The 19,638-nt window shown below is 36.7% G+C and carries 21 protein-coding genes; 15 read left to right on the top strand and 6 right to left on the bottom strand.

Annotated elements, in window-relative coordinates:
• Positions 1-131 precede the first annotated feature (131 nt).
• Together QA612_RS07905 and QA612_RS07900 are read left to right on the top strand one after the other, a co-directional pair.
• Positions 132-1,973, top strand: a complete 1,842-nt coding sequence (locus tag QA612_RS07905) for an LTA synthase family protein (RefSeq protein WP_278283249.1) — start codon at positions 132-134, stop codon at positions 1,971-1,973.
• A 280-nt stretch (positions 1,974-2,253) separates the two neighbouring features.
• Positions 2,254-2,772 (top strand): hypothetical protein, encoded by a 519-nt coding sequence (locus tag QA612_RS07900; RefSeq protein ID WP_278283248.1) that lies wholly within the window; start codon positions 2,254-2,256, stop codon positions 2,770-2,772.
• A 425-nt stretch (positions 2,773-3,197) separates the two neighbouring features.
• Here the strand turns inward: QA612_RS07900 and bshB2 are convergent, their stop codons facing one another.
• The 3 genes from bshB2 to QA612_RS07885 all read right to left on the bottom strand — a co-directional run bounded on the left by bshB2 (position 3,198) and on the right by QA612_RS07885 (position 5,269).
• Complete coding sequence (gene bshB2, locus QA612_RS07895; RefSeq protein WP_278283247.1) at positions 3,198-3,872, bottom strand: bacillithiol biosynthesis deacetylase BshB2; 675 nt, start codon at positions 3,870-3,872, stop codon at positions 3,198-3,200.
• A 69-nt stretch (positions 3,873-3,941) separates the two neighbouring features.
• Positions 3,942-4,292, bottom strand: a complete 351-nt coding sequence (locus QA612_RS07890) for a YojF family protein (RefSeq protein WP_278283246.1) — start codon at positions 4,290-4,292, stop codon at positions 3,942-3,944.
• 35 nt (positions 4,293-4,327) lie between these two features.
• Positions 4,328-5,269: an ATP-grasp domain-containing protein gene (locus QA612_RS07885; protein ID WP_278283245.1), complete on the bottom strand. Its 942-nt coding sequence runs from the start codon at positions 5,267-5,269 to the stop codon at positions 4,328-4,330.
• Positions 5,270-5,558: 289 nt separating this feature from the next.
• On the opposite strand from QA612_RS07885, the gene QA612_RS07880 reads away from it, so the two are divergent.
• Positions 5,559-7,565, top strand: a complete 2,007-nt coding sequence (locus tag QA612_RS07880; protein ID WP_278283244.1) for a methyl-accepting chemotaxis protein — start codon at positions 5,559-5,561, stop codon at positions 7,563-7,565.
• Positions 7,566-7,692: 127 nt separating this feature from the next.
• Here QA612_RS07880 and QA612_RS07875 read toward each other — a convergent pair whose 3' ends face one another.
• Entirely contained in the window at positions 7,693-8,070 is a 378-nt protein-coding gene (locus tag QA612_RS07875; RefSeq protein WP_278283243.1) for a response regulator, read from the bottom strand.
• 367 nt (positions 8,071-8,437) lie between these two features.
• Between QA612_RS07875 and QA612_RS07870 the strand changes: the two genes are divergently transcribed.
• From QA612_RS07870 to QA612_RS07825, 10 genes are all read left to right on the top strand, one after another.
• Positions 8,438-9,133 (top strand): DNA alkylation repair protein, encoded by a 696-nt coding sequence (locus tag QA612_RS07870; RefSeq protein ID WP_278283242.1) that lies wholly within the window; start codon positions 8,438-8,440, stop codon positions 9,131-9,133.
• Positions 9,130-9,819 (top strand): uracil-DNA glycosylase, encoded by a 690-nt coding sequence (locus QA612_RS07865; RefSeq protein ID WP_481804420.1) that lies wholly within the window; start codon positions 9,130-9,132, stop codon positions 9,817-9,819. The genes QA612_RS07870 and QA612_RS07865 overlap by 4 nt, the downstream gene beginning before the upstream one ends.
• A gap of 51 nt (positions 9,820-9,870) precedes the next feature.
• Complete coding sequence (locus QA612_RS07860; RefSeq protein WP_278283241.1) at positions 9,871-10,749, top strand: NAD(P)-dependent oxidoreductase; 879 nt, start codon at positions 9,871-9,873, stop codon at positions 10,747-10,749.
• A gap of 94 nt (positions 10,750-10,843) precedes the next feature.
• Complete coding sequence (locus tag QA612_RS07855) at positions 10,844-11,449, top strand: hypothetical protein (protein ID WP_278283240.1); 606 nt, start codon at positions 10,844-10,846, stop codon at positions 11,447-11,449.
• A gap of 48 nt (positions 11,450-11,497) precedes the next feature.
• Positions 11,498-11,665 carry an ATP-binding protein gene (locus QA612_RS07850; RefSeq protein WP_278283239.1) on the top strand — a complete coding sequence of 56 codons (168 nt, stop codon included), beginning with the start codon at positions 11,498-11,500 and terminating at the stop codon, positions 11,663-11,665.
• 96 nt (positions 11,666-11,761) lie between these two features.
• The gene (locus QA612_RS07845) at positions 11,762-12,466 is read left to right on the top strand and encodes an NAD(P)H-binding protein (protein WP_278283238.1); all 705 of its coding nucleotides are present in this window, start codon (positions 11,762-11,764) and stop codon (positions 12,464-12,466) included.
• Positions 12,453-14,225 carry a M3 family oligoendopeptidase gene (locus QA612_RS07840; RefSeq protein ID WP_278283237.1) on the top strand — a complete coding sequence of 591 codons (1,773 nt, stop codon included), beginning with the start codon at positions 12,453-12,455 and terminating at the stop codon, positions 14,223-14,225. The genes QA612_RS07845 and QA612_RS07840 overlap by 14 nt, the downstream gene beginning before the upstream one ends.
• Before the next feature lie 315 nt (positions 14,226-14,540).
• On the top strand, positions 14,541-14,858 hold the full coding sequence (locus tag QA612_RS07835; RefSeq protein WP_278283236.1) for a YwdI family protein: 318 nt from the start codon (positions 14,541-14,543) through the stop codon (positions 14,856-14,858).
• Between the two features lie 278 nt (positions 14,859-15,136).
• The gene (locus QA612_RS07830) at positions 15,137-16,411 is read left to right on the top strand and encodes an ammonium transporter (protein WP_278283235.1); all 1,275 of its coding nucleotides are present in this window, start codon (positions 15,137-15,139) and stop codon (positions 16,409-16,411) included.
• Between the two features lie 147 nt (positions 16,412-16,558).
• Complete coding sequence (locus tag QA612_RS07825; RefSeq protein ID WP_278283234.1) at positions 16,559-16,927, top strand: MerR family transcriptional regulator; 369 nt, start codon at positions 16,559-16,561, stop codon at positions 16,925-16,927.
• A 36-nt stretch (positions 16,928-16,963) separates the two neighbouring features.
• Here the strand turns inward: QA612_RS07825 and QA612_RS07820 are convergent, their stop codons facing one another.
• Positions 16,964-17,584 (bottom strand): GNAT family N-acetyltransferase, encoded by a 621-nt coding sequence (locus tag QA612_RS07820; RefSeq protein WP_278283233.1) that lies wholly within the window; start codon positions 17,582-17,584, stop codon positions 16,964-16,966.
• 287 nt (positions 17,585-17,871) lie between these two features.
• Between QA612_RS07820 and QA612_RS07815 the strand changes: the two genes are divergently transcribed.
• Positions 17,872-18,186 carry a hypothetical protein gene (locus QA612_RS07815; RefSeq protein ID WP_278283232.1) on the top strand — a complete coding sequence of 105 codons (315 nt, stop codon included), beginning with the start codon at positions 17,872-17,874 and terminating at the stop codon, positions 18,184-18,186.
• A gap of 377 nt (positions 18,187-18,563) precedes the next feature.
• Positions 18,564-18,935 carry a DUF423 domain-containing protein gene (locus tag QA612_RS07810; protein ID WP_278283231.1) on the top strand — a complete coding sequence of 124 codons (372 nt, stop codon included), beginning with the start codon at positions 18,564-18,566 and terminating at the stop codon, positions 18,933-18,935.
• Positions 18,936-19,167: 232 nt separating this feature from the next.
• Here QA612_RS07810 and gerQ read toward each other — a convergent pair whose 3' ends face one another.
• Positions 19,168-19,623 (bottom strand): spore coat protein GerQ, encoded by a 456-nt coding sequence (gerQ, locus tag QA612_RS07805; protein ID WP_278283230.1) that lies wholly within the window; start codon positions 19,621-19,623, stop codon positions 19,168-19,170.
• Positions 19,624-19,638 lie beyond the last annotated feature (15 nt).

Genomic DNA, 19,638 nt, shown 5'->3' with positions numbered 1-19,638 from the left:
AAAACGGGTAATAAATATTAAGTCTCTTAAATAATGTAAATGTGAAACTATTTTGGAGTGTATCACGTCTATATAGTATGTACAGTTGTGAGCACATGCTTTTATAAAAGATAGAAAGGGATGCAGTTCAGATGAAAAAGTTTGTCAAAAACCATAGTTTTATGCTGTTTTGCTTAGTATTGTTATGGTTAAAGACATTTATCGTTTCTAGCTATACGTTTAATATCAATATTAATCAATATACAGAAGCCATTATTTTTGCCTTTAACCCCTTAGCATTTTTACTTATTATCTTCTTTCTCGGTTTGGTTTTTAGACCATCCATTCAAAAAAAGTACTTCTTAGTGATCACCATATTACTAGCTACCGTTCTTTATTCCAATACAGTTTATTATCGGGAATTTAGTGACATCATAACCCTACCAATGCTTGTAATGAGTGCAAATATGGGTGATTTGAGTACTAGTATTTTTGAACTTATTCAATGGTATGATATTTTTTACTTTTTAGATGTAATCATTATCGGATTTTTATCGTTTAAAAAGAATATTGGACTCTCTGTAACACAGGTGTCATTACGTAAGTCAAAAAGCAAATATGCTGTTATTGGAATTGCTGCAATAACGATTTTTTTAATGATGCAAGTAGACAATTCTGAAACGAGGGCACATTCCTTTAACAGAGACCACATTGTTCAAAAAATTGGTTTATATAACTTTTATATTTACGATGTTTTTATCCATACGACTACAAGAAGTCAGACGGTTTTTGCTGATAAAGACGACTGGAACCGTATTAATGAGCATCTTGAAAAATATGAAACTCCTACAAACGAAGAATTTTTTGGCGTGGCAAAAGACATGAATGTCATATCTGTTTCTCTAGAATCATTTGAAAACTTTTTCATAGGTGAAACTGTGAATGGAGAAGAGATTACACCGTTTTTAAATGAATTCATAAAAGAAAGCTTTTATTTTGATAACTTTTATTATCAAACGGGGCAAGGGAAAACATCCGATGCAGAATTTTTAATCAATAATTCTCTTTATCCTTTAGGGAGAGGTGCAGTTTTCCATACCCATGATAATAATGAATATGAAGCATTACCTGAAATACTTTCTAACGAGGGATATTACACTGCATCCTTTCATGCGAATGATGGAACTTTTTACAATCGAATAGAAATGTATGAGACCCTTGGTTATGACCATTATTATGATATTGATGCGTATGAAATTACGGATGAAAACTCTGTTGGCTGGGGATTGAAGGATATTGATTTTGTGGAGCAAACGATGAATTATTTAACGACGATTCCACAGCCATTCTATAGTACTTTGTTAACTTTAACAAACCACTTTCCTTATGAATTAGATGAAGAGGATCATTTTATTGAACCTTATGACTCTGAAAGTGAGATTCTTAATAAATTTTTCCCAACGGTTCGTTACACAGATGAATCAATGCGAATAATGGTGGAACAGTTAAAGGAAAAAGGGTTATATGAAAATACGATCATCGTCATGTATGGTGATCATTATGGGCTTACGGATACCCATTATGATGCCCTTGGAGAGTTTTTAGGAAAAGAGATAGGTACCGTAGACAAAGTAAAACTTGAACAGGTCCCTCTCATTATTCACATCCCAGGGATGGAAGGGGAAACCATAAACACGGTGTCAGGTCAAATAGACGTAATGCCAACACTGTTAAACCTACTAGGTATTCCTGAAAAAGAGGATCAAGTAATGTTCGGAAGCGATTTGTTTTCTGAGGAACGAGATGATTTCGTCGTATTGCGAAACGGAACGGTCATAACTGATAAGTATATATTTCATAATGATGAATGCTTCGATTCTGAAACAGGTAATATAGTAAATTTGGAAAACTGTAATAGCTTAAGGGACCGTGCAGAATGGGAGCTTTTCTATTCTGATAAAATTATTTACGGGGATTTATTTCGCTTTCGCTAAGGTTTATGGATTCTAAATGATTTCTAAACATTAAGTTTACATCCTCAAAAGCTACTGTTTATAAACAGGCAGTAGCTTTATTTTTCATAGATTAAACACCCGATTGTCTAAAACTTGTGAATAAGTCTTACCCCCATGGAATATAATGAATTATTTAAGAAAATTCATATATTTTTTTTATTACTGACATAATTCTCCTACATTTGCATTTTGATTTATGTAAACTACCCTTATATACTTTTTTAGCCTTATGAAATAATAACAAAAAGGAGGTGAGAAAATGGTGAATCGTACGATGCCGATTACAGATAAATATTTCCGTTATGTTGTTACATGGGTGTTGTTTGGAGGTTTAGGAACATTCTTGTTTTGGCAATGGAATTGGGTTTACGCCTCCATTTGCTTAGTAGTTGCCTTCTTAGTGACGTTTGGAGTAGACATTTTATTTCTGTTTATTGTAAAACAAAAAGTAAAAGCAATAGTCAATGAAAAACCCAAGCTTATTGTAGATGCTGTTCGAATTCGAATGGAAAAGAGAGGGTATTTAGTAATTACAAATGGCTTTGTCCTTTTTGTACCTATTTTTAGAAAGATTAAAACAGTGATTGAAGCGGATCAGATTGTTCGCTTCGAGGTCGAACGTGTATTAGTAGAAATTACTGCGCGTTTTCCAAACCAATATCGAACATTTTCCTATAACGTCCTATCGACAAAAAAGGTATCACAAGCTTTGCAAGATTTAACTGGTGAAACCTTTCCATATAAATATGAAAAGTTGGAAAATAAAAGTCTTTCATAGGTGCATCTAAGTTATATATCCAATTTAAATACAATCAGGAAGGATCATTATTCATAATGGATACGAGCTATAACGTATTAAGATTATAAAAGCGACTCAATCGTCTAATTAACGAATGAGCTCGCTTTTATAATTTAGGATGCATAGTATGGGTGCATTGAAACTTAAACTAACTGCAAAAGTTGAAGTCCTGCAGATGAACGCAGGCAACTTTAAACCGGGTACAAGTAGACCGAGTAAAAAAAACGGTTCAACCCGCGAGCATGAGGTAGTATGAATTAGTTTGAACTCAGATAAAAAAGAACCCGGTTCATTTAAACCAGGTTCAACTAAGTTCTACTTGCATGAACTCTACCATACTAAGTTTGAATTTAGCTTTTTTCCAGTGTCAGGTTTTCGACATCCGACATCCAACTTCCAATTTCTTAAGGCCTATCGTTATGAATGGGATAGGTCCAAAATCTTTCAACTGTAAGCCTCGCTACGGCTGCCTCATCCTTTTTTAAGAAAGCTTCCTTTAAAGCGTCAATCATGCCTGCTGTTTGAGATTCGTGTGCTTCCATAACTTGTAGCTTATTTGAAGAATAGTTTGCTACGTCATTAATGACATCTGGAGGTCCAATAACATCCTCACAATCTTTTGAAAAAGCTAATGCATGGACGGTAGGCCTTTCCGAACTAGGTAGTTTTTGAATAGCCTGGATGACTGCTGCCCCTGTAGCATCATGATCAGGGTGTACAGAATAACCAGGATAAAAGGTAATGACTAATGATGGATTTACTTCTTTAATTACTTGAAGAATTCGATCGATCAGAACTTTTTGGTCTGTAAATTCTACTGTCTTATCTCTCATACCGAAATGTCTCAAATCAGTTATACCTAATAGCTTACAGGCTTCGTCTAACTCCTTTTTTCGAATCTCAGGAAGTGTTTCCCGACTAGCTATGAGAGGTCTACCCATATTTCGTCCCATTTCACCTAACGTTAAACAGATGTATGTAACTGGGGTTGAATTTGTCGTGTGTGACAAGATGGTTCCAGCTACACCAAAAGCTTCATCATCTGGATGGGGAAATACTACAAGTACATGTCGTTCCATTTAATCACTCCTTAATCTAGAACTCCGTTTATAAGTGAATATATCTTTTAATTAAAAAAAATCGAGTAGTTATTTTGGAAATGGCTGTTCACTTAATTGGAGAGCTATTGCTAACTTTCCATCTTGATCATGACCAGCAAATAATACTCTATCTAGCGTATCTATTTCCCAATCTGTCAACCCTTCTGCGTAAAGCCACCCTAATTCCGTCTCTAGCCCAATACGGTATGGACCCTTTCCCTTTATACTTCCATGTAAAAAAGTAAGCTGGACGTTTCGGATAAAAGCACCTGCAGAAAAAAAGGATGCGTTCTTATGGGTAGCGTAAGCGCCATTCGTTGTCTCCAAATGTACATATAATTTCTTCCCACTTAAACTTGTAATCGTTTCTTGAACTTTTAACGGATCAATCGGTTTCAAATGTTTTTCCCTCCTATCCAAATTCTAATTCCCAATTATAGTGATTGCCATTCTGCTTTTAATGCTCTTGCTACTTCTTTCATTCCAAAAAATTTATTTAGTCTTTCTTCAGCCTGCGAGTTATAATTTGTATTCGTATTAACATCGTAAGTATATACTCTTCCTTGCTCATCAGTAATGTTTTCTATACCGGCAAAATAAATGCCTTCTGATGCCAAAAATCTTTCATACTTTTCAATAATAGGATCACGGTAGTTTTCGATAATTTCAAATTTAGGCTTTTGTACAAGAGGATCCGATCCGTCGGTAGGACAAAATTGATCCCCAATGTTACACGCTTCCGCAGGGCATAACTCAAAGCCTTCCGATGTATCTACTTTCACAGCATAAAGGAACTTACCTCCAACAAACTCACAGCGAGTAATCGTTTGAGAAGGGGAAGAAATGTATTGCTGTAACAGCATAACACCGTCAACAGAAGGCTCCAATTGGCCACGCTTAAGCCAGTCTTCAAGACTATTTTTAGAATCGAATTTATGTACACCTAATCCCTTCCCAGCCCGATTATGCTTCGTAATAAATGGGGAAGGAAAATTTTCTGCTGCTTGAAGGAGCTTCTTTTCCCCAACAGCTGCTGTTGTTTTTGGTGTTAAAACATCAAAACGTTTTAATGCTTCATACTGTGCAACCTTACTCAACTCAAGCTTAAGGGCATTACTTCCGTTTAAAACTATTCTGCCGTATCCTTCAAGCCAAGCTAAAACAGCATGGGTAAGCTCTGGAGCATACCGATGTCCTCGGCTATGGGAGGAAGCACTCATTCGATTATAGAAAACACCTTCTGGAGGCTCCTCATCTAAAGGCACAACTCCTTCATGTAAATGCCAATCTTCAAAAGGGACATTTTCCTCTTCCAATGCTTTTAATAAAGGCTTCGTCCATTCATCATTCTCGTGTATAATGTATATTTTTTTCACAACTAATCCATCCTTCGGTAATTCGTTGAAATTAAAGTGTAAAAACAACCTAAGATTATTGTAGCAGTTTCAAAAGGATGTGCAAAAAGCTTTGCAATATATTAGTACAAAAACAATTTATATATATAAATTCTCTCTTAATGAAATAATAGGAACATTTTATATATCGACAATAAACGACAAAATAATCTTGTGAATTCCACTTTAGTAATTCATAATGAATAATTGGTGCAAAAAAGGTGATTGATATCATAATAAGTGAATTATAAATTTGAAGGGTGGAAATTAGGTGTTTCAATCGATTAGAGGAAAATTAATTAGTTTTACTTGTATTTTTATCATTTTAATGATGATTACAACATCATTTGTGATCTTTAGTCAACTAAGCTCGAATATTGAAAGCTCAGTTGAAGAAAATGCTCTAGCAACTGGAACTGAAGTAGAAAGATATATAGATACGTACTTACGTAAATATTACAATACAGTTGTTCTAATGGGAGAGGATCAAAATTTACGTGAGTTTATATATTTGGAAAATGAAGATAGCGTTGAAGCAAGACGTATTTGGGATAGTATCGCTAATTCACATAAAATATTTATGGAAATGGAATCTGTTGCTCAGCTCATGTATGTAGGGACAGAAGCAGGAAATTTACACTCTACTCCATTAGTAGACTTACCTGATGGTTTTGATCCAAGAGAGAGGCCTTGGTATCAAGAAGCTGTGTCTGAAACAGGTGAAGTAATTTGGACGGAACCTTATTTAGATGTTAGTACTGGTGAACAAATGATTACCGTTGCTAAAGCAATAACGACTGCAAACAATAACAATGTTTTAGGAGTAATGGCTATAGATATATTACTAGATGATCTAACGGCTTTACTGGCAGAAATAGAAGTAGGGTATGACGGTGAGTTAGCATTATTAACAAATAACGGAGTAGTTATTGCACATACAATTAATGAAATGATAGGTGAAGATCTTTCTAACCAATCGTACATAGAAGATCTATATGAAAGTCAAGCAGGTAGAATAGATTTAGCAGGGCAATCAGAAACGATCTATTTCGATACAGTGAGAGGTATCGATTGGAAGGTAATGACTGTTTATAATGACAAAGATCTATTTGCTGAATTAAATACTACTCGTAATCTGTTTTTTATCGTATCAGCAGTTGTGATTATCATCGCAATCATTGGTTCTTCGATTATGAGTCATTTATTAACAAAGCCAATACGACAATTAAATAGCCAATTAAAAAGAATGGCATCAGGAGATTTCACAGAAAAAGCTGCCGATAAAGGAAAAGACGAGATTAGTATGTTAGCTAAGTCGGTAAATGAAATGAGTGATCAGTTAAAAGGGCTTATCGGATCAATTAAATCGTCAGTAACAGATTGTAAAACAATGGCTGAGGAGTTAACGGCTGTATCAGAGGAAACGGTAGCTACAAGTGACGAAATCCTAACAGCAATAAATGAAGTGGCATCAGGAGCAACAAATCAAGCAGAAGATATAGAAGAATCTAATCAACAAATGATGAATTTTTCAGTAAAGGTAACAAATGCTTCTGATAAAACGAAAGAAATGAATGGTACATCCATCATAATAAAAGACTCAACAGAATTAGGTATACAGCAAATGCAAATTTTAACAGAACGTACTAGAGAAACAAATAACGTGTTTAATCATGTAAGTGAAACAATTGAGGGATTATCCAATAGAGTTAAAGAAATTAATCAAGTTATAAATTTGATATCTGAATTTGCAGATCAAACAAATTTATTAGCGTTAAATGCTAGTATTGAAGCAGCAAGAGCTGGAGAGCATGGCCGAGGGTTTGCTATAGTAGCTGATGAAGTTCGTAAACTAGCTGAACAATCAATGAATGCAACAGTAAAAATACGTAATACCATTGTAGAAGTAGAAGAGGAAACGGAAAGAGTGGTTCAGACAATGGGTGAAGCCAACACGATGAGTAAACAGCAACAAATAGCTGTTAATGATGCTCAGGAATCATTTGATTCTATTGTTTCTAATATAGAGACAATGATGATAGCAATTAACCAAGTGAGCACAAATCTTTTAGAAATGGATGATCAAAAAGGAGTCATTGTTCATTCCATTGGAAATGTAGCTAGTGTTGCAGAGCAATCAGCAGCAACAACAGAACAGGTTGCAGCATCTGCTACTGAACAGTCAAAGGCAATAGAAGCTGTTGGTAAATCAGCAGAACAATTAAATATGTTAAGCACGGACTTAAGCGAAAGAGTAGAACGATTTAAACTTAAATAAATTACAATATACAATCACACAATGGTAAAAAAACAAGGGAGTCTACTACCTTCTAGGTAGTAGACTCCCTTGTTTATAATTTAAATAGCAATATGTATGATCCAAGTAAGTAATTCCAAATAAATTTTTATAGAATTGTACTCTTTATGTTCAACGTTTTTTCAATAGTTTCTATTATTCTTGATTCATCAAAAGGCTTTAAGATAAAGTCAGCAGCACCATATTGTATGGCATCGATTACTTTCGTTTGCTGACCAACAGCTGAGCACATAATTACTTTTGCCTCAGGATCTATTTTCTTAATTTCTATTAATGCATCAATACCACTCATTTCAGGCATTGTTATGTCCATAGTTACTAGATCAGGACGATGCTTTTCGTAAAGCTTAACTGCCTCTATTCCATTAACAGCTTCCGCAACAACCTCAAAGCCAGCATTAGTTATTATATTTCTTAAAGTCATTCTCATAAAAGCAGCATCGTCTGTTATGATTACTTTAGTCATTACGAATTACTCCTTTCAATTATTCCTACTATTTTCCTATTCTTTTTTAAAATATAGTACTTTTGGAATAAGGTGTCAATTATATTTTTTATAACACTAAAAACTATGAAAGACTTTCAGTGTTATAAATTCATTGAAAATTCTTAATAAAATTCTTTGTTTTTCCTGTAAATCTTTCAATATACTTATTTATAAGGTCTACCCTGAAAGTAAGTGATAGTTCAGGAGTGGAATGCGAATACTCTAGTGGAAAGAAGCCACTGTGAAGCGTGAACAGATGTCGGACTTATGCCAGTGATGAAAGCGCCTACCTACAACTGATGAACATCATTTGAAAACATTTTAATGACACGAGGAGGTAAAATGTATGTACGAGAATGAATTAACAAATATTTTCTCTAATGGACGAAATAAGGAACACCAAGGCCCAATGGAAAAGTATATGAAAAATAAATTTCCTTTTTTAGGGATTAAGACACCTGAACGGAAACTATTATTAAAGGAATTTTATACAAAGACGAAAATATTGGAGAAAAAAGAGCTTCCTGAAAAATTTTTGAGGGAAGTTTGGTCTTGGCCAGAAAGGGAATACCAATATGCAGTTATTAGCATGCTTCTTGCAAAGCCTCAATGGCTAAAGGCTGAACACGTTCCATGGCTAGAGGAGCTTATCACAACAAAATCGTGGTGGGATACGATTGATACGATTGCAAGTAATGTTGTAGGTCCGTTATTTTTACGATCGCCACATTTAATAGAAACCTATATTGATCAATGGAAAGTAGCAGAAAACTTTTGGTTGAAACGAACAGCTATTTTATTTCAGTTGAAGTATAAGGAGAAAACTAATGAAGAACTGCTTTTTCATATAATCCAATTAAATCGAGAGGATAACGAATTTTTTATACGAAAAGCTATTGGCTGGGCATTAAGAGAATATTCCAAAACAGCACCTGAAAAAGTGGAAGCATTTATTCAACAGGAACCCCTATCTAATTTAAGTGTGCGAGAAGGAATGAAGCATCTTCAGAGAGTTCGAAAGAATAGTGAGGGGAAATCATGAATAATGTAAAAAATGATTGGTCAACTTTGTTACAGGATGAATGTCATAAACCTTACTATAAGGAGTTATGGGCGTTTTTAGAGAAGGAATATAAAGAAAAAACAGTGTATCCTAATAAGGATGAAATCTTTCATGCATTACATACAACATCATATGAAAAAACGAAAGCAGTAATTTTAGGACAAGATCCATACCATGGGCCTAATCAAGCACATGGACTTAGTTTTTCTGTTCAACCAGGGGTTCAAATTCCTCGTTCTTTATACAATATTTATAAAGAGCTAAAGGACGATTTAGGCTATGAAATTCCAAAGCATGGACATCTACAAAAATGGACAGATGAAGGTGTCCTTCTTTTGAACACAGTGCTAACAGTTCAAGCCCATGAAGCAGATTCCCATCAAGGTAAGGGGTGGGAACTCTTTACAGATAAAATCATTCGAAAGCTTAATGAACGGGAAAAGCCAGTGGTTTTCATCCTCTGGGGACGGAAATCACAAGCAAAGCTGAATTTAATTACAAATTCTCATCATTATATAATACAATCACCTCATCCAAGTCCTTTATCTGCAAGGAGAGGTTTCTTTGGTAGTAAACCATTTTCTAAAACGAATGAATTTTTACGGAGCATTGGGGTTAGTGAAATAGACTGGGAGATTCCCATTCAAATAGAAAAAGGAAAATAAATATTTTACTAGAAGTATAAAAGTATAGACGTAAGAAAGGTGGAGTACAAAGTGAAAAATAGTTTAGTTGTAGGTTTTATAGGAACAGGTGTAATGGGGAAAAGCATGGCTAAACATATAATGAATGGTGGCTATAAGCTTAATGTATATAACCGAACGAAGGAAAAAGCGAAGGAGCTCCTAGAACAAGGGGCTAGCTGGTACGATACAGTAGGGGGGCTTGCAACAAACTCCGATGTTATCATCACCATTGTTGGTTATCCCTCTGATGTTGAACAAGTGTATCTAGGGGAAGATGGTATCCTTCAAAAGGCTAAACCAGGTTCATTTGTAATTGATATGACAACGTCAACACCATTATTAGCACAAAAAATTAGTAAAGCTGCAAAGGAAAAAGGAATCGAAGCGTTGGATGCTCCTGTTTCTGGTGGAGATATTGGTGCTAAAGAAGGAAAGCTATCCATCATGGTTGGGGGAGACGAAAAAGCTTTCGAAAGTGTACTTCCAATCTTCTCACTTATGGGAGAAAATATTCAGCTACAAGGACCAGCAGGATCTGGACAATATACAAAAATGACGAATCAAATTGTCATTGCTGGTACAATGATGGGCGTTTCGGAAGCGATGGTATATGCAAAGAAAGCAGGACTTGATCAAAAGAAGGTCCTTCAAAGTATTGAAACTGGTGCTGCAGGGAGTTTTTCTTTAAGTAAATTGGCTCCACGTATGATTGACGGTGATTTTGACCCAGGCTTTTACATTAAACACTTTATAAAGGATATGAAGATTGCCATTGAATCAGCTGAGGAAATGGGGCTAAACACTCCAGGACTTAAACTGGCAAAACAGCTGTATGAGGAGCTTTCTAATCAAGAAGAAGGAAATGAAAACTTAGGTACGCAAGCTTTGTACAAATATTATCTTAACTAAAGTTAAACACCTAGCTTGGAAAAGGCTCCAAGCTAGGTGTTATTATTTGTTCACTTAAAGTATGGCGAAAATATGGACATGGCGCGATTATGCCATGAAGCGGCGCGATTATGCCATGAAGCGGCGCGATTATGCCATGAAGTGGCGCGATTATGCCATGAAGCGGCGCGATTATGCCATGAAGCGGCGCGATTATGCCATGAAGTGGCGCGATTATGCCGTGAAGCGGCGCGATTATGCCATGAAGTGGCGCGATTATGCCATGAAGCGGCGCGATTATGCCATGAAGTGGCGCGATTATGCCATGAAGTGGCGCGATTATGCCATGAAGCGGCGCGATTATGCCATGAAGCGGCGCGATTATGCCATGAAGTGGCACGATTATGCCATGAAGTGGCGTGATTATGCCATGAAGTGGCACGATTATGCCATGAAGTGGCGTGATTATGCCGTGAAGTGGCGCGATTATGCCATGGTGTGGCGCGATTATGCCATGGTGTGGCACGATTATGCCATGAAGTGGCGCGATTCCACCGTGAAGCGGCGCGATTGCACCGAAAAGCGACGCGATTGCATCAGAAGTCGGCGAAAACCCATCGAAAAGTGGTGCAATTCCAACATGAGCCGGGTGTTTTTGCAGATGACTAAGAGAAAAATTAAAAAATTCACAAAAATTGACGTAAATATTAAATATTTGTAGAAAAGTATTTAATATAATGAGAATTAGATTCTGAGTCTGAAGGATCAATTGGCTACCCCGTTCTTTACATTGAAAGATTCAGGAACAGGTTTAGGTCTTCAAATAAGTTACACAATCATTGAAGAGATGAAAGGGTATATTGATGTTTCCTCCAGGCTTGGAGACGGGACCATATTTTCAATTTATTTACCTGTAAAAGAAAAAAGACGAAGATAAAAGATAAAGCAAGTCGTTAGCCGATTTCTTTCTTTTTATCTTCCATTCATGATACATTGTTAGTAATTCTAGTTTATTAAAACTGAGGTGAATAGGTTGAAAAAAGCTTTAGTTGCTGGTGCTACAGGGTTGATAGGAAAACATCTCATCCAAGAGTTAATGGAAAGTGAAAAATATGATGAAATTAGAATTATATCAAGGCGTAAATCGAAATTTGATCAAGAAAAATTGGTAAATGAATACACCATCGATTTTGACAAACTAGAAAAACATAAGGATTTACTTCAGGGGATTGATGATGTCTTTGTTTGCTTAGGAACGACAATGAAAAAGGCAAAATCAAAGAAACGATTTATGAAAGTAGATTATACATACCCTATCGTACTTGCAAAGCTTTCAAAGGAAGTGGGAGTAAAACGATTTCTTATTGTAACTGCCATTCAATCAGATCGTGATTCACGCTTTTTTTACAGCCGTGTAAAAGGAAAAACAGAAGAAGCTTTAGTGTTAATGGACCTTCCAACTCTTCATGTTTTTCGACCGTCACTATTATTGGGGAAAAGAGAAGAACTTCGTTTTGGAGAAAAAGTTTCAGAGCTTATAGGAAAACCTCTTTCCGTCCTTTTCGTAGGGCCCTTTGAAAAATATAAGCCTATAAAAGGGACCTATGTAGCAAAAGCAATGTGTGCTGTTGCCCAAGAGGAAAGTAAAGGTGTTCATATTTATGAATCAGATCAAATAAGACATTTAGGGAAAATACTTTCAAACAGCAATAGGAGGCCTCAAGATGGAAAAGTATAAACAAGTGTGGGATTTAGATGTTATTTTTAAAGGGGGAAGTAGTTCTCCAGAATTTAAAGAATTCCTAGATAATATGGAAATTGAACTAAAAAATTTCCAGAAGGAATTAGATAAGGAAGAAACGACTGTAAAAGGATGCGCTAACAATATTCTTCGTGCACAGGAGCTAGGGAAAAAAGTGAGAGAAGCAGGTGCCTTTGTTGGCTGTTTAAACGCACAGGACGTAACCGATGAAGGGGCTAGGCTCTTAACTGGTCGAACGAAGCAGCTTTATTCTTACTACTCCTCTATCTTAACTTCCATCGATGAACAACTGTTAGGATTAGACGATGATCAATGGTTGGAGTTTGCAAAAATCGAGGAAATGGAGCCCATTTTATTTAATTTAAATGAAAGACGTCAAAACGCCAAAGATAAGCTCCCTAGTGACAAAGAGAAGCTCATTGAAGCCTTATCTGTTGATGGTTATCATGCATGGGGAGATTTTTACGATACGATCGTTGGAAGAATGGAAGTGGAAGTAGAATTAGATGGGGAGAAAAAATCATATTCCGTAGGTCAAGCATCTAATCTAATGAACGACAAAAATCGTACCGTACGACAACATGTATTCGAACAATACGAAAAGGCATGGGAGAAGGAAAGGGACCTTTTTGCAAATACGTTAAATCACCTAGCAGGTTTTCGTCTTCAAACATACGAAGCTCGTGGCTGGGAAGAGGTACTGAAAGAGCCCTTAAAAATTAATCGTATGAAGCAGGAAACACTTGATGTTATGTGGGATACGATTACAAAAAATAAGCCAACATTCCTCAAATATCTTGATCGAAAGGCGAAACTACTGGGTCAGGAAAAACTAGACTTTGTGGATGTAAGTGCACCAATTTCAGAAAACGTAGAGGAAGTAAGTTTTGATCATGCTGCAGAACTAATTTGTGATCAATTCCGTTCCTTTAGTCCAAAGATGGCTGATTTCGCCAAAATGACTTTTGAAAATCAATGGATTGAGGCAGAAAGTCGTCCTGGAAAACGACCAGGTGGATTTTGCACAAGTTTTCCAATCAGCGAGCAGTCCAGAATTTTTATGACATATGATGGGTCTGCATCTAATGTAGCAACACTTGCCCATGAGCTAGGGCATGCTTATCATCAATATGTAATGAACGACTTACCCCAAATGTCACAGCGTTATGCAATGAATGTGGCAGAAACGGCTTCTACATTTGCAGAAATGATTGTAGCAGATGCAACAGTTAAACAGGCAGAAACGAAGGAAGCAAAGATTCAGTTACTTGATGATAAATTAAATCGCAGTATTGCTTTCTTTATGAATATTCATTCTCGGTTCCTATTTGAAACAAGCTTCTATGAAGAACGAAAGAAAGGCTTAGTAAGTGGGAATAGATTAAATGAACTGATGGTTAATGCTCAAAAAGAAGCATACTGTGATGCACTTGGGGAATATTCGCCACATTTTTGGGCTTCAAAGCTACATTTTCACATTACAGGTGTACCATTTTATAACTTCCCTTATACCTTTGGCTACTTGTTTAGTATGGGAATCTATGCACAAGCGGTAGAAGCGGGTGAAGATTTTGAGGATCGCTATATTGCACTATTACGAGATACGGGACGCATGGAAGTAGAGCAACTAGCAAAGGTTCATCTTAACGTTGATTTAACAAAACCAGAGTTTTGGCAAAAAGCAATTGATCTAGTAAAAGAGGATTTGGATACCTTCTTAGAACTTACAGAATAATGATGGCCCACCCTGAAAATAGAAACGGTTCAGCAGTGAAGGGTGACGACTCCAGTGGGATCAGCACGATCCGAAAATCCCCTAAAAGCTTACTGTGTAAGTTTTAGGAAGTTGAGGCCGTGCCCCAAGGTAAAGAAGACACTGTGAAGTATGAACAGATGTCGCACTTATGTCTGTGGTGAAAGCGCCTGCCTGAAACGGATGAACTTCCTGATGAGTATTTTCATCCCCCATGGTGCAATTGTTTTCTTTCATGGGTGGGTGGTTTACCCGAAAGCCAAAGCATAGCTAGATTACTTTTAGGAGTGAACGAATGTGGATATACCAGCTAAAGTTGTCGTCAAGAAAATGGAGGATGAACTAAGGAAGCTAAAGGCATCATTAGAAGAACAGCCCAATTCTACGGTATATCGTGAACAAGCTGTTGCAATAAAGACATATTGTGATTTGCTACTAGCTTCTGAAGAGGCTCCTAAACCATTGACTGCACCAAAAGTGCAACATGCTACAATAAAAGATGTAAAAACAAGTAGCTCTACCGAACAGAAAGTCACAAATAGAGATGGTAATGAACGTTCCTCTATTTATGATGGTAGTGATGAACCAGAAAGTGACAGCTTATTAGATTTTTAATGAAATTCTGTAAAAAATATATCATGGATTTTTTGAAACCATCATCAGGCATTTTCTTTCCGTCTTGATGATGGTTTTTTATGCTTTTTTCTACATTCTATAGACCCCTTTTATAACAGCATTGTAAGCGTTTATATAGGGTGAACCTTACAAAACGCTATTCAAATACCTTGTCAGATAACCTGACAGTTTTGTTGTTTCAGAAAATTTCAAAAGTATAATTGGACTTAACAAAGGATGTTAACAACATTCACACATTAAAAAAGGAGAGGTGCAAGATGGATCCAATTTACTTAATGAATAATGTCTTTATAATTGTTTGTTTTACTTTAGTACTACTGATGCAAGGTGGATTTATATTACTGGAGGCAGGATCCACTAGAATGAAAAATGCCGGTCACATTGCCGGTAAAACGATCTTTACAGTTGGGGTAGCATCTATTGTGTTCTGGGCTGTAGGGTATGGATTTATTTATGGAGAAGGAAACGCATTTATAGGCTTATCCGATTTCTTCTACGGTGACTTTACTTCTGAAGTAGATGGGTTAGCAGGCTCTACGGATTTCATGTTCCAATTAGCTTTCGCAGCCATTGCCTTAACAATCGCCTTCGGTGGTTTTGCTGAAAGGGCGAAACTTACTGCTTATGTTGTTTTCGCTATCGCATTCTCAGCAATCGTCTATCCAGTTGTTGCTCACTGGATTTGGGGAGATGGATGGTTAGCGGACCTTGGAAAACAAGACTTTGCAGGTTCAACCGTTGTTCATTTAACTGGTGCTATGGCAGCATTAGCAGCAACGATAATTTTAAAACCACGTATTGGGAAATACAACAAAGATGGTTCACCAAACGACTTAGCTGGACATAACCAAGTATATACAGCATTAGGTGTTCTAGTCCTTTGGGTAGGTTGGTTTGGATTTAACGCAGGTAGTACATTAGGTGTAGATGGTGCCTTCTTCGGTTATGTAGCACTTAACACACAATTAGCAGCAGCAGCAGGTGCCATTGCAGCCATGTTTATCGTATGGGCTTTATCTGGAAAAGCAGACATTCCAACAACATTAAACGGTGCTTTAGCAGGTTTAGTTGCAATCACAGCATCTTGTGCCTTCGTTGCACCTTGGGCAGCAGTAGTAATCGGTGTGATTGGTGGATTAATCGTATATGCAAGCATGAAATTCTTTGAGAAAATGCAAATCGATGACCCAATATTCGCTTTATCTGTTCACGGTACTGCAGGTGTTTGGGGAACCATTTCCACAGGTTTCTTTGCAACACCAGAATTAGCAGCAATGAACGGTGGAGAAGCTGGTCTATTCTATGGTGGTGGATTTACTCAGTTAGGTGTTCAAATTGTAGGGGTTGTATCTTCAGGTTTATTCGCTTTCGTATTATCATTTATTATCTTAAAGGTAATGGTAACAATCATGGGTGGTATCCGAGTATCTGAGGAAGAAGAGCTAATTGGGCTTGACATGGCAGAGCACGGAAGCTACGGTTACCCAGAGAATATGCCAGAGCAAGATAAAGGTAAAGCAACAGGTGCTTAATAAAAAGTATTTGTGATAGCAACCTAAAATATCAAAGTGAGTGGAGTTCACCTCCTACTCACTTTGATTTACTAAAATAAGTAGCTTGCTTTTCTCTTTGTTTAAAAACACGAAATAAACAATCTTATGTGAAGGGGGCAGGGAATCGTGATTAACAAAATTCCTCGACATCTAGCAATTTTTCCAATCAGCTTTGTGAAAGAAATGACTAATTTAACAGCACGTCAAATTCGATATTACGAGGAAAATGGTTTAATTCACCCTGTAAGGAACAAAGCGAATCAACGTGTTTTTTCACTAAATGATTTAGATCGATTATTAGAGATAAAATCTTTTATTGATAAAAAAGTAAACATAGCTGGAATCAAGGCCATATTCTCTTCAAAAGAAGAAAGAGAAAACATTATTGTAAGTGATAAAGCTATTAACTCTTTTTCTAAAGAAGAGTTAGAAGAAATTTTAAAGGCAATACAAAGCAAAGTAGACACTCTTGAAGAAGATGAAAAGTCATCATGATATTAATAACAGAAACGTATCTCTAGAAATAAAAATTTATAAGTTGGGGTTTTTCCACTCCACAATAACACCGTAGTCTAAAGACTCTTCATCGTCCAAATAATTTGGCATAATTTGAATTGGCTCTAGTCCTTGGCGAAGCATAAATGTTAATACTAGATCCTTCAATTCACCATTTCTTACTTTGTCCACATAGTTATCCACAGTTAAATCCTTCGCATATTCATAATAATTTGGAATTCGACATCCGGCAACATAACGCTTTAGTCCAAGATCAACAACTAGTTTTTTTCTAGCAGCATAAAGTGCCTGAGCAACTCCTTGACCACGAAAGAATGGACGGACGCACAAATCAATACCGTATAAAGTATCTCCCGTAGGTTCATGACTATTTCTTATATAACCGTTATCAGCAATCTTCTCCCATGTATGTGGTGACCCATCGAACGATACAATTAACGAGGTGGCGGATCCTACTGGTTCATTGTTTAGTTCAGCAAGCATTGCACCTTGAGGAAAGGTCTTAATATGTGCCTGAATTTGCTCTTTGTTCCACCATAACTCTTTCGGAAATGGTGGAGGAAAAGCTTCTTTTTGTATTGTTAGTAGCTTGTCAAAATCATCAATGGAATACGTCCGTACATTTATTTTATCCACAGTTAATGCACACTCCTTATAAATTGGTTGCTATGATAAAAACTTATCATGGCTTTTTGAAGTAGAGTAGAAAATTTTAGTAATGAAGATGATTTCGACGAAGTGAAAAATTTTACGGGTGTAGTAAAAGTCCGACTATGTAATCGCCTGTGCATAAAGGCATAGAGCTAGCTTACTTTTTCTTTTGTTTAGATTATAAGTAGTTACGTTTACATAATCAATTAATTCGACATTTATGGATACATTTCGTGAAAACTGGAGAAAATGTGGATAAGGAGGGATTGTAAATGGATATTTTTAATTATGGAAATAAATTTGGAATTAACTTTAGAATGTTATCAGATGACCCAATAGACGCAGATGCCAATACAAAATTAAGTCACGATAGTTATGATGTTTTTGTTAATAATGATTATGTAGGTAAACATATGCTCGTTTCCCAAAATGAAGACATTTCAAATGTTTCTGATTTTCTACACCAACAAGGTTTTCATAATGTGAATTTAGAGGTGAGAGGAGATCATATTGTTGTTGCATCTGATTCACCTGAGGATGCAAACAAAATGCATAGAGCACTTGAAGTATTTTTACAAAATCGTTAGTAGTGTGTGAATTTTTGTAAATATAACGAAGCGGAACATTTGGTGCTTTTAGAAAGTCTGTGATATCCTTTGTTCAAAGATAAGAAAACTTTCACTCTACGTAAGGTGTCTAGGAGACAGGACGTCGATGATTTAACCTTTGCCCACAGGACGTGGGCCTTCTTAGGTTAAATTGAAGCGCCATCACCTCGAGTCAAATAACCTGTCCGCATAAAAAGTATAAAGCACTTTTTAACGGCCAGAACATTTGCATATCGGAGGGAGACAGGATGTCGATATTACGCCGTTGCCTACAGGACGTAGGCTGTACTTAGGCGGAATTGGGGCACCTTGCGCTTTTCTTAGAATACATAATGATGGGCAAAGGAGCTAATAAAATGAAATTGTTTTTAATGCTTGGAAGTATAAGTGGATTTTTGTTTGTTGCTTTAGGTGCTTTTGGTGCCCATGCACTTAAGTCGAAACTAGAAGCAACAGGCTATTTAGAAACATTTCAGACAGCAGTACAATACCACATGATTCATACACTAGCATTAATTGGTGTAGCCATACTTACCCAATACCTTGGAGCTACAGGCTTATTAACAGGTGCAGGATGGGCATTTTTTATTGGGATCATTATTTTCTCAGGTAGCTTGTACGTGCTAAGCTTGACAGGCATATCAATCTTAGGTGCCATCACTCCAATAGGAGGAGTTGCTTTCTTAACGGGCTGGGTGTTAATTTTTCTAGCTGCATGGCAAGGATAAGCAGTTTGATTCATCACGGTAGGGTGTAGAGCAATTTGTGATTTTGAAGTGGGGCAATTAATGTAGGGCTGGCTCATAGGCAACACAAAAAGGCTCATAAATGCCCAAACTGGCTCATAGGCCACCCAAACAAGCTCACAGCTCACAAAACCATGTCAGTGAAAAAGCCTACTATGCATAAACTACATAGTAGGCTTTACTATTTATAAAAATTAAAGTTTTACAGTACAATTTATCTTGGTGGATATGTTTCTAAATCAGGCTGAGCAGCACCAGGCCAATCGTAATCATATTTTAATTCTTCATCAAAGGTAACGTAATCTAAGTTAACCATTAATAGCAAGTATCGTTTTCCTGTTTGTGGATCACTAATGATGATGTGATCTCTACCAGCTGCCTCTACTACCCCTTTAAAAACCTTTGCATTCCAGCGATCGTTGTATTCATAAGTCATATAGAATGTTCCAATTTTCCCTCTGTTTAAACGTAATATGTTCTCAATAAAGGATTGCTCTATAGGGAGCTGCCCTGGTGCTTGTGAACCCGGAGCAGGAGATGGCTGTGGTTGAGCAAATCCTGGTGTTGGTGTAGCCCCTTGTGGATATCCGGTTCCCGGGGAACTTCCTGGATAGCCAGTAGCTCCTCCATAGCCATAAGGTGAATAAGGATAACCTGATTGTGAGTACATCGAATCACTCCTTGT

The organism is Evansella sp. AB-P1, from assembly GCF_029688925.1.
In the GTDB taxonomy this organism is placed as follows: Bacteria; Bacillota; Bacilli; order Bacillales; family Salisediminibacteriaceae; genus Evansella.
This window is presented reverse-complemented; position numbering and strand designations above follow the sequence as displayed.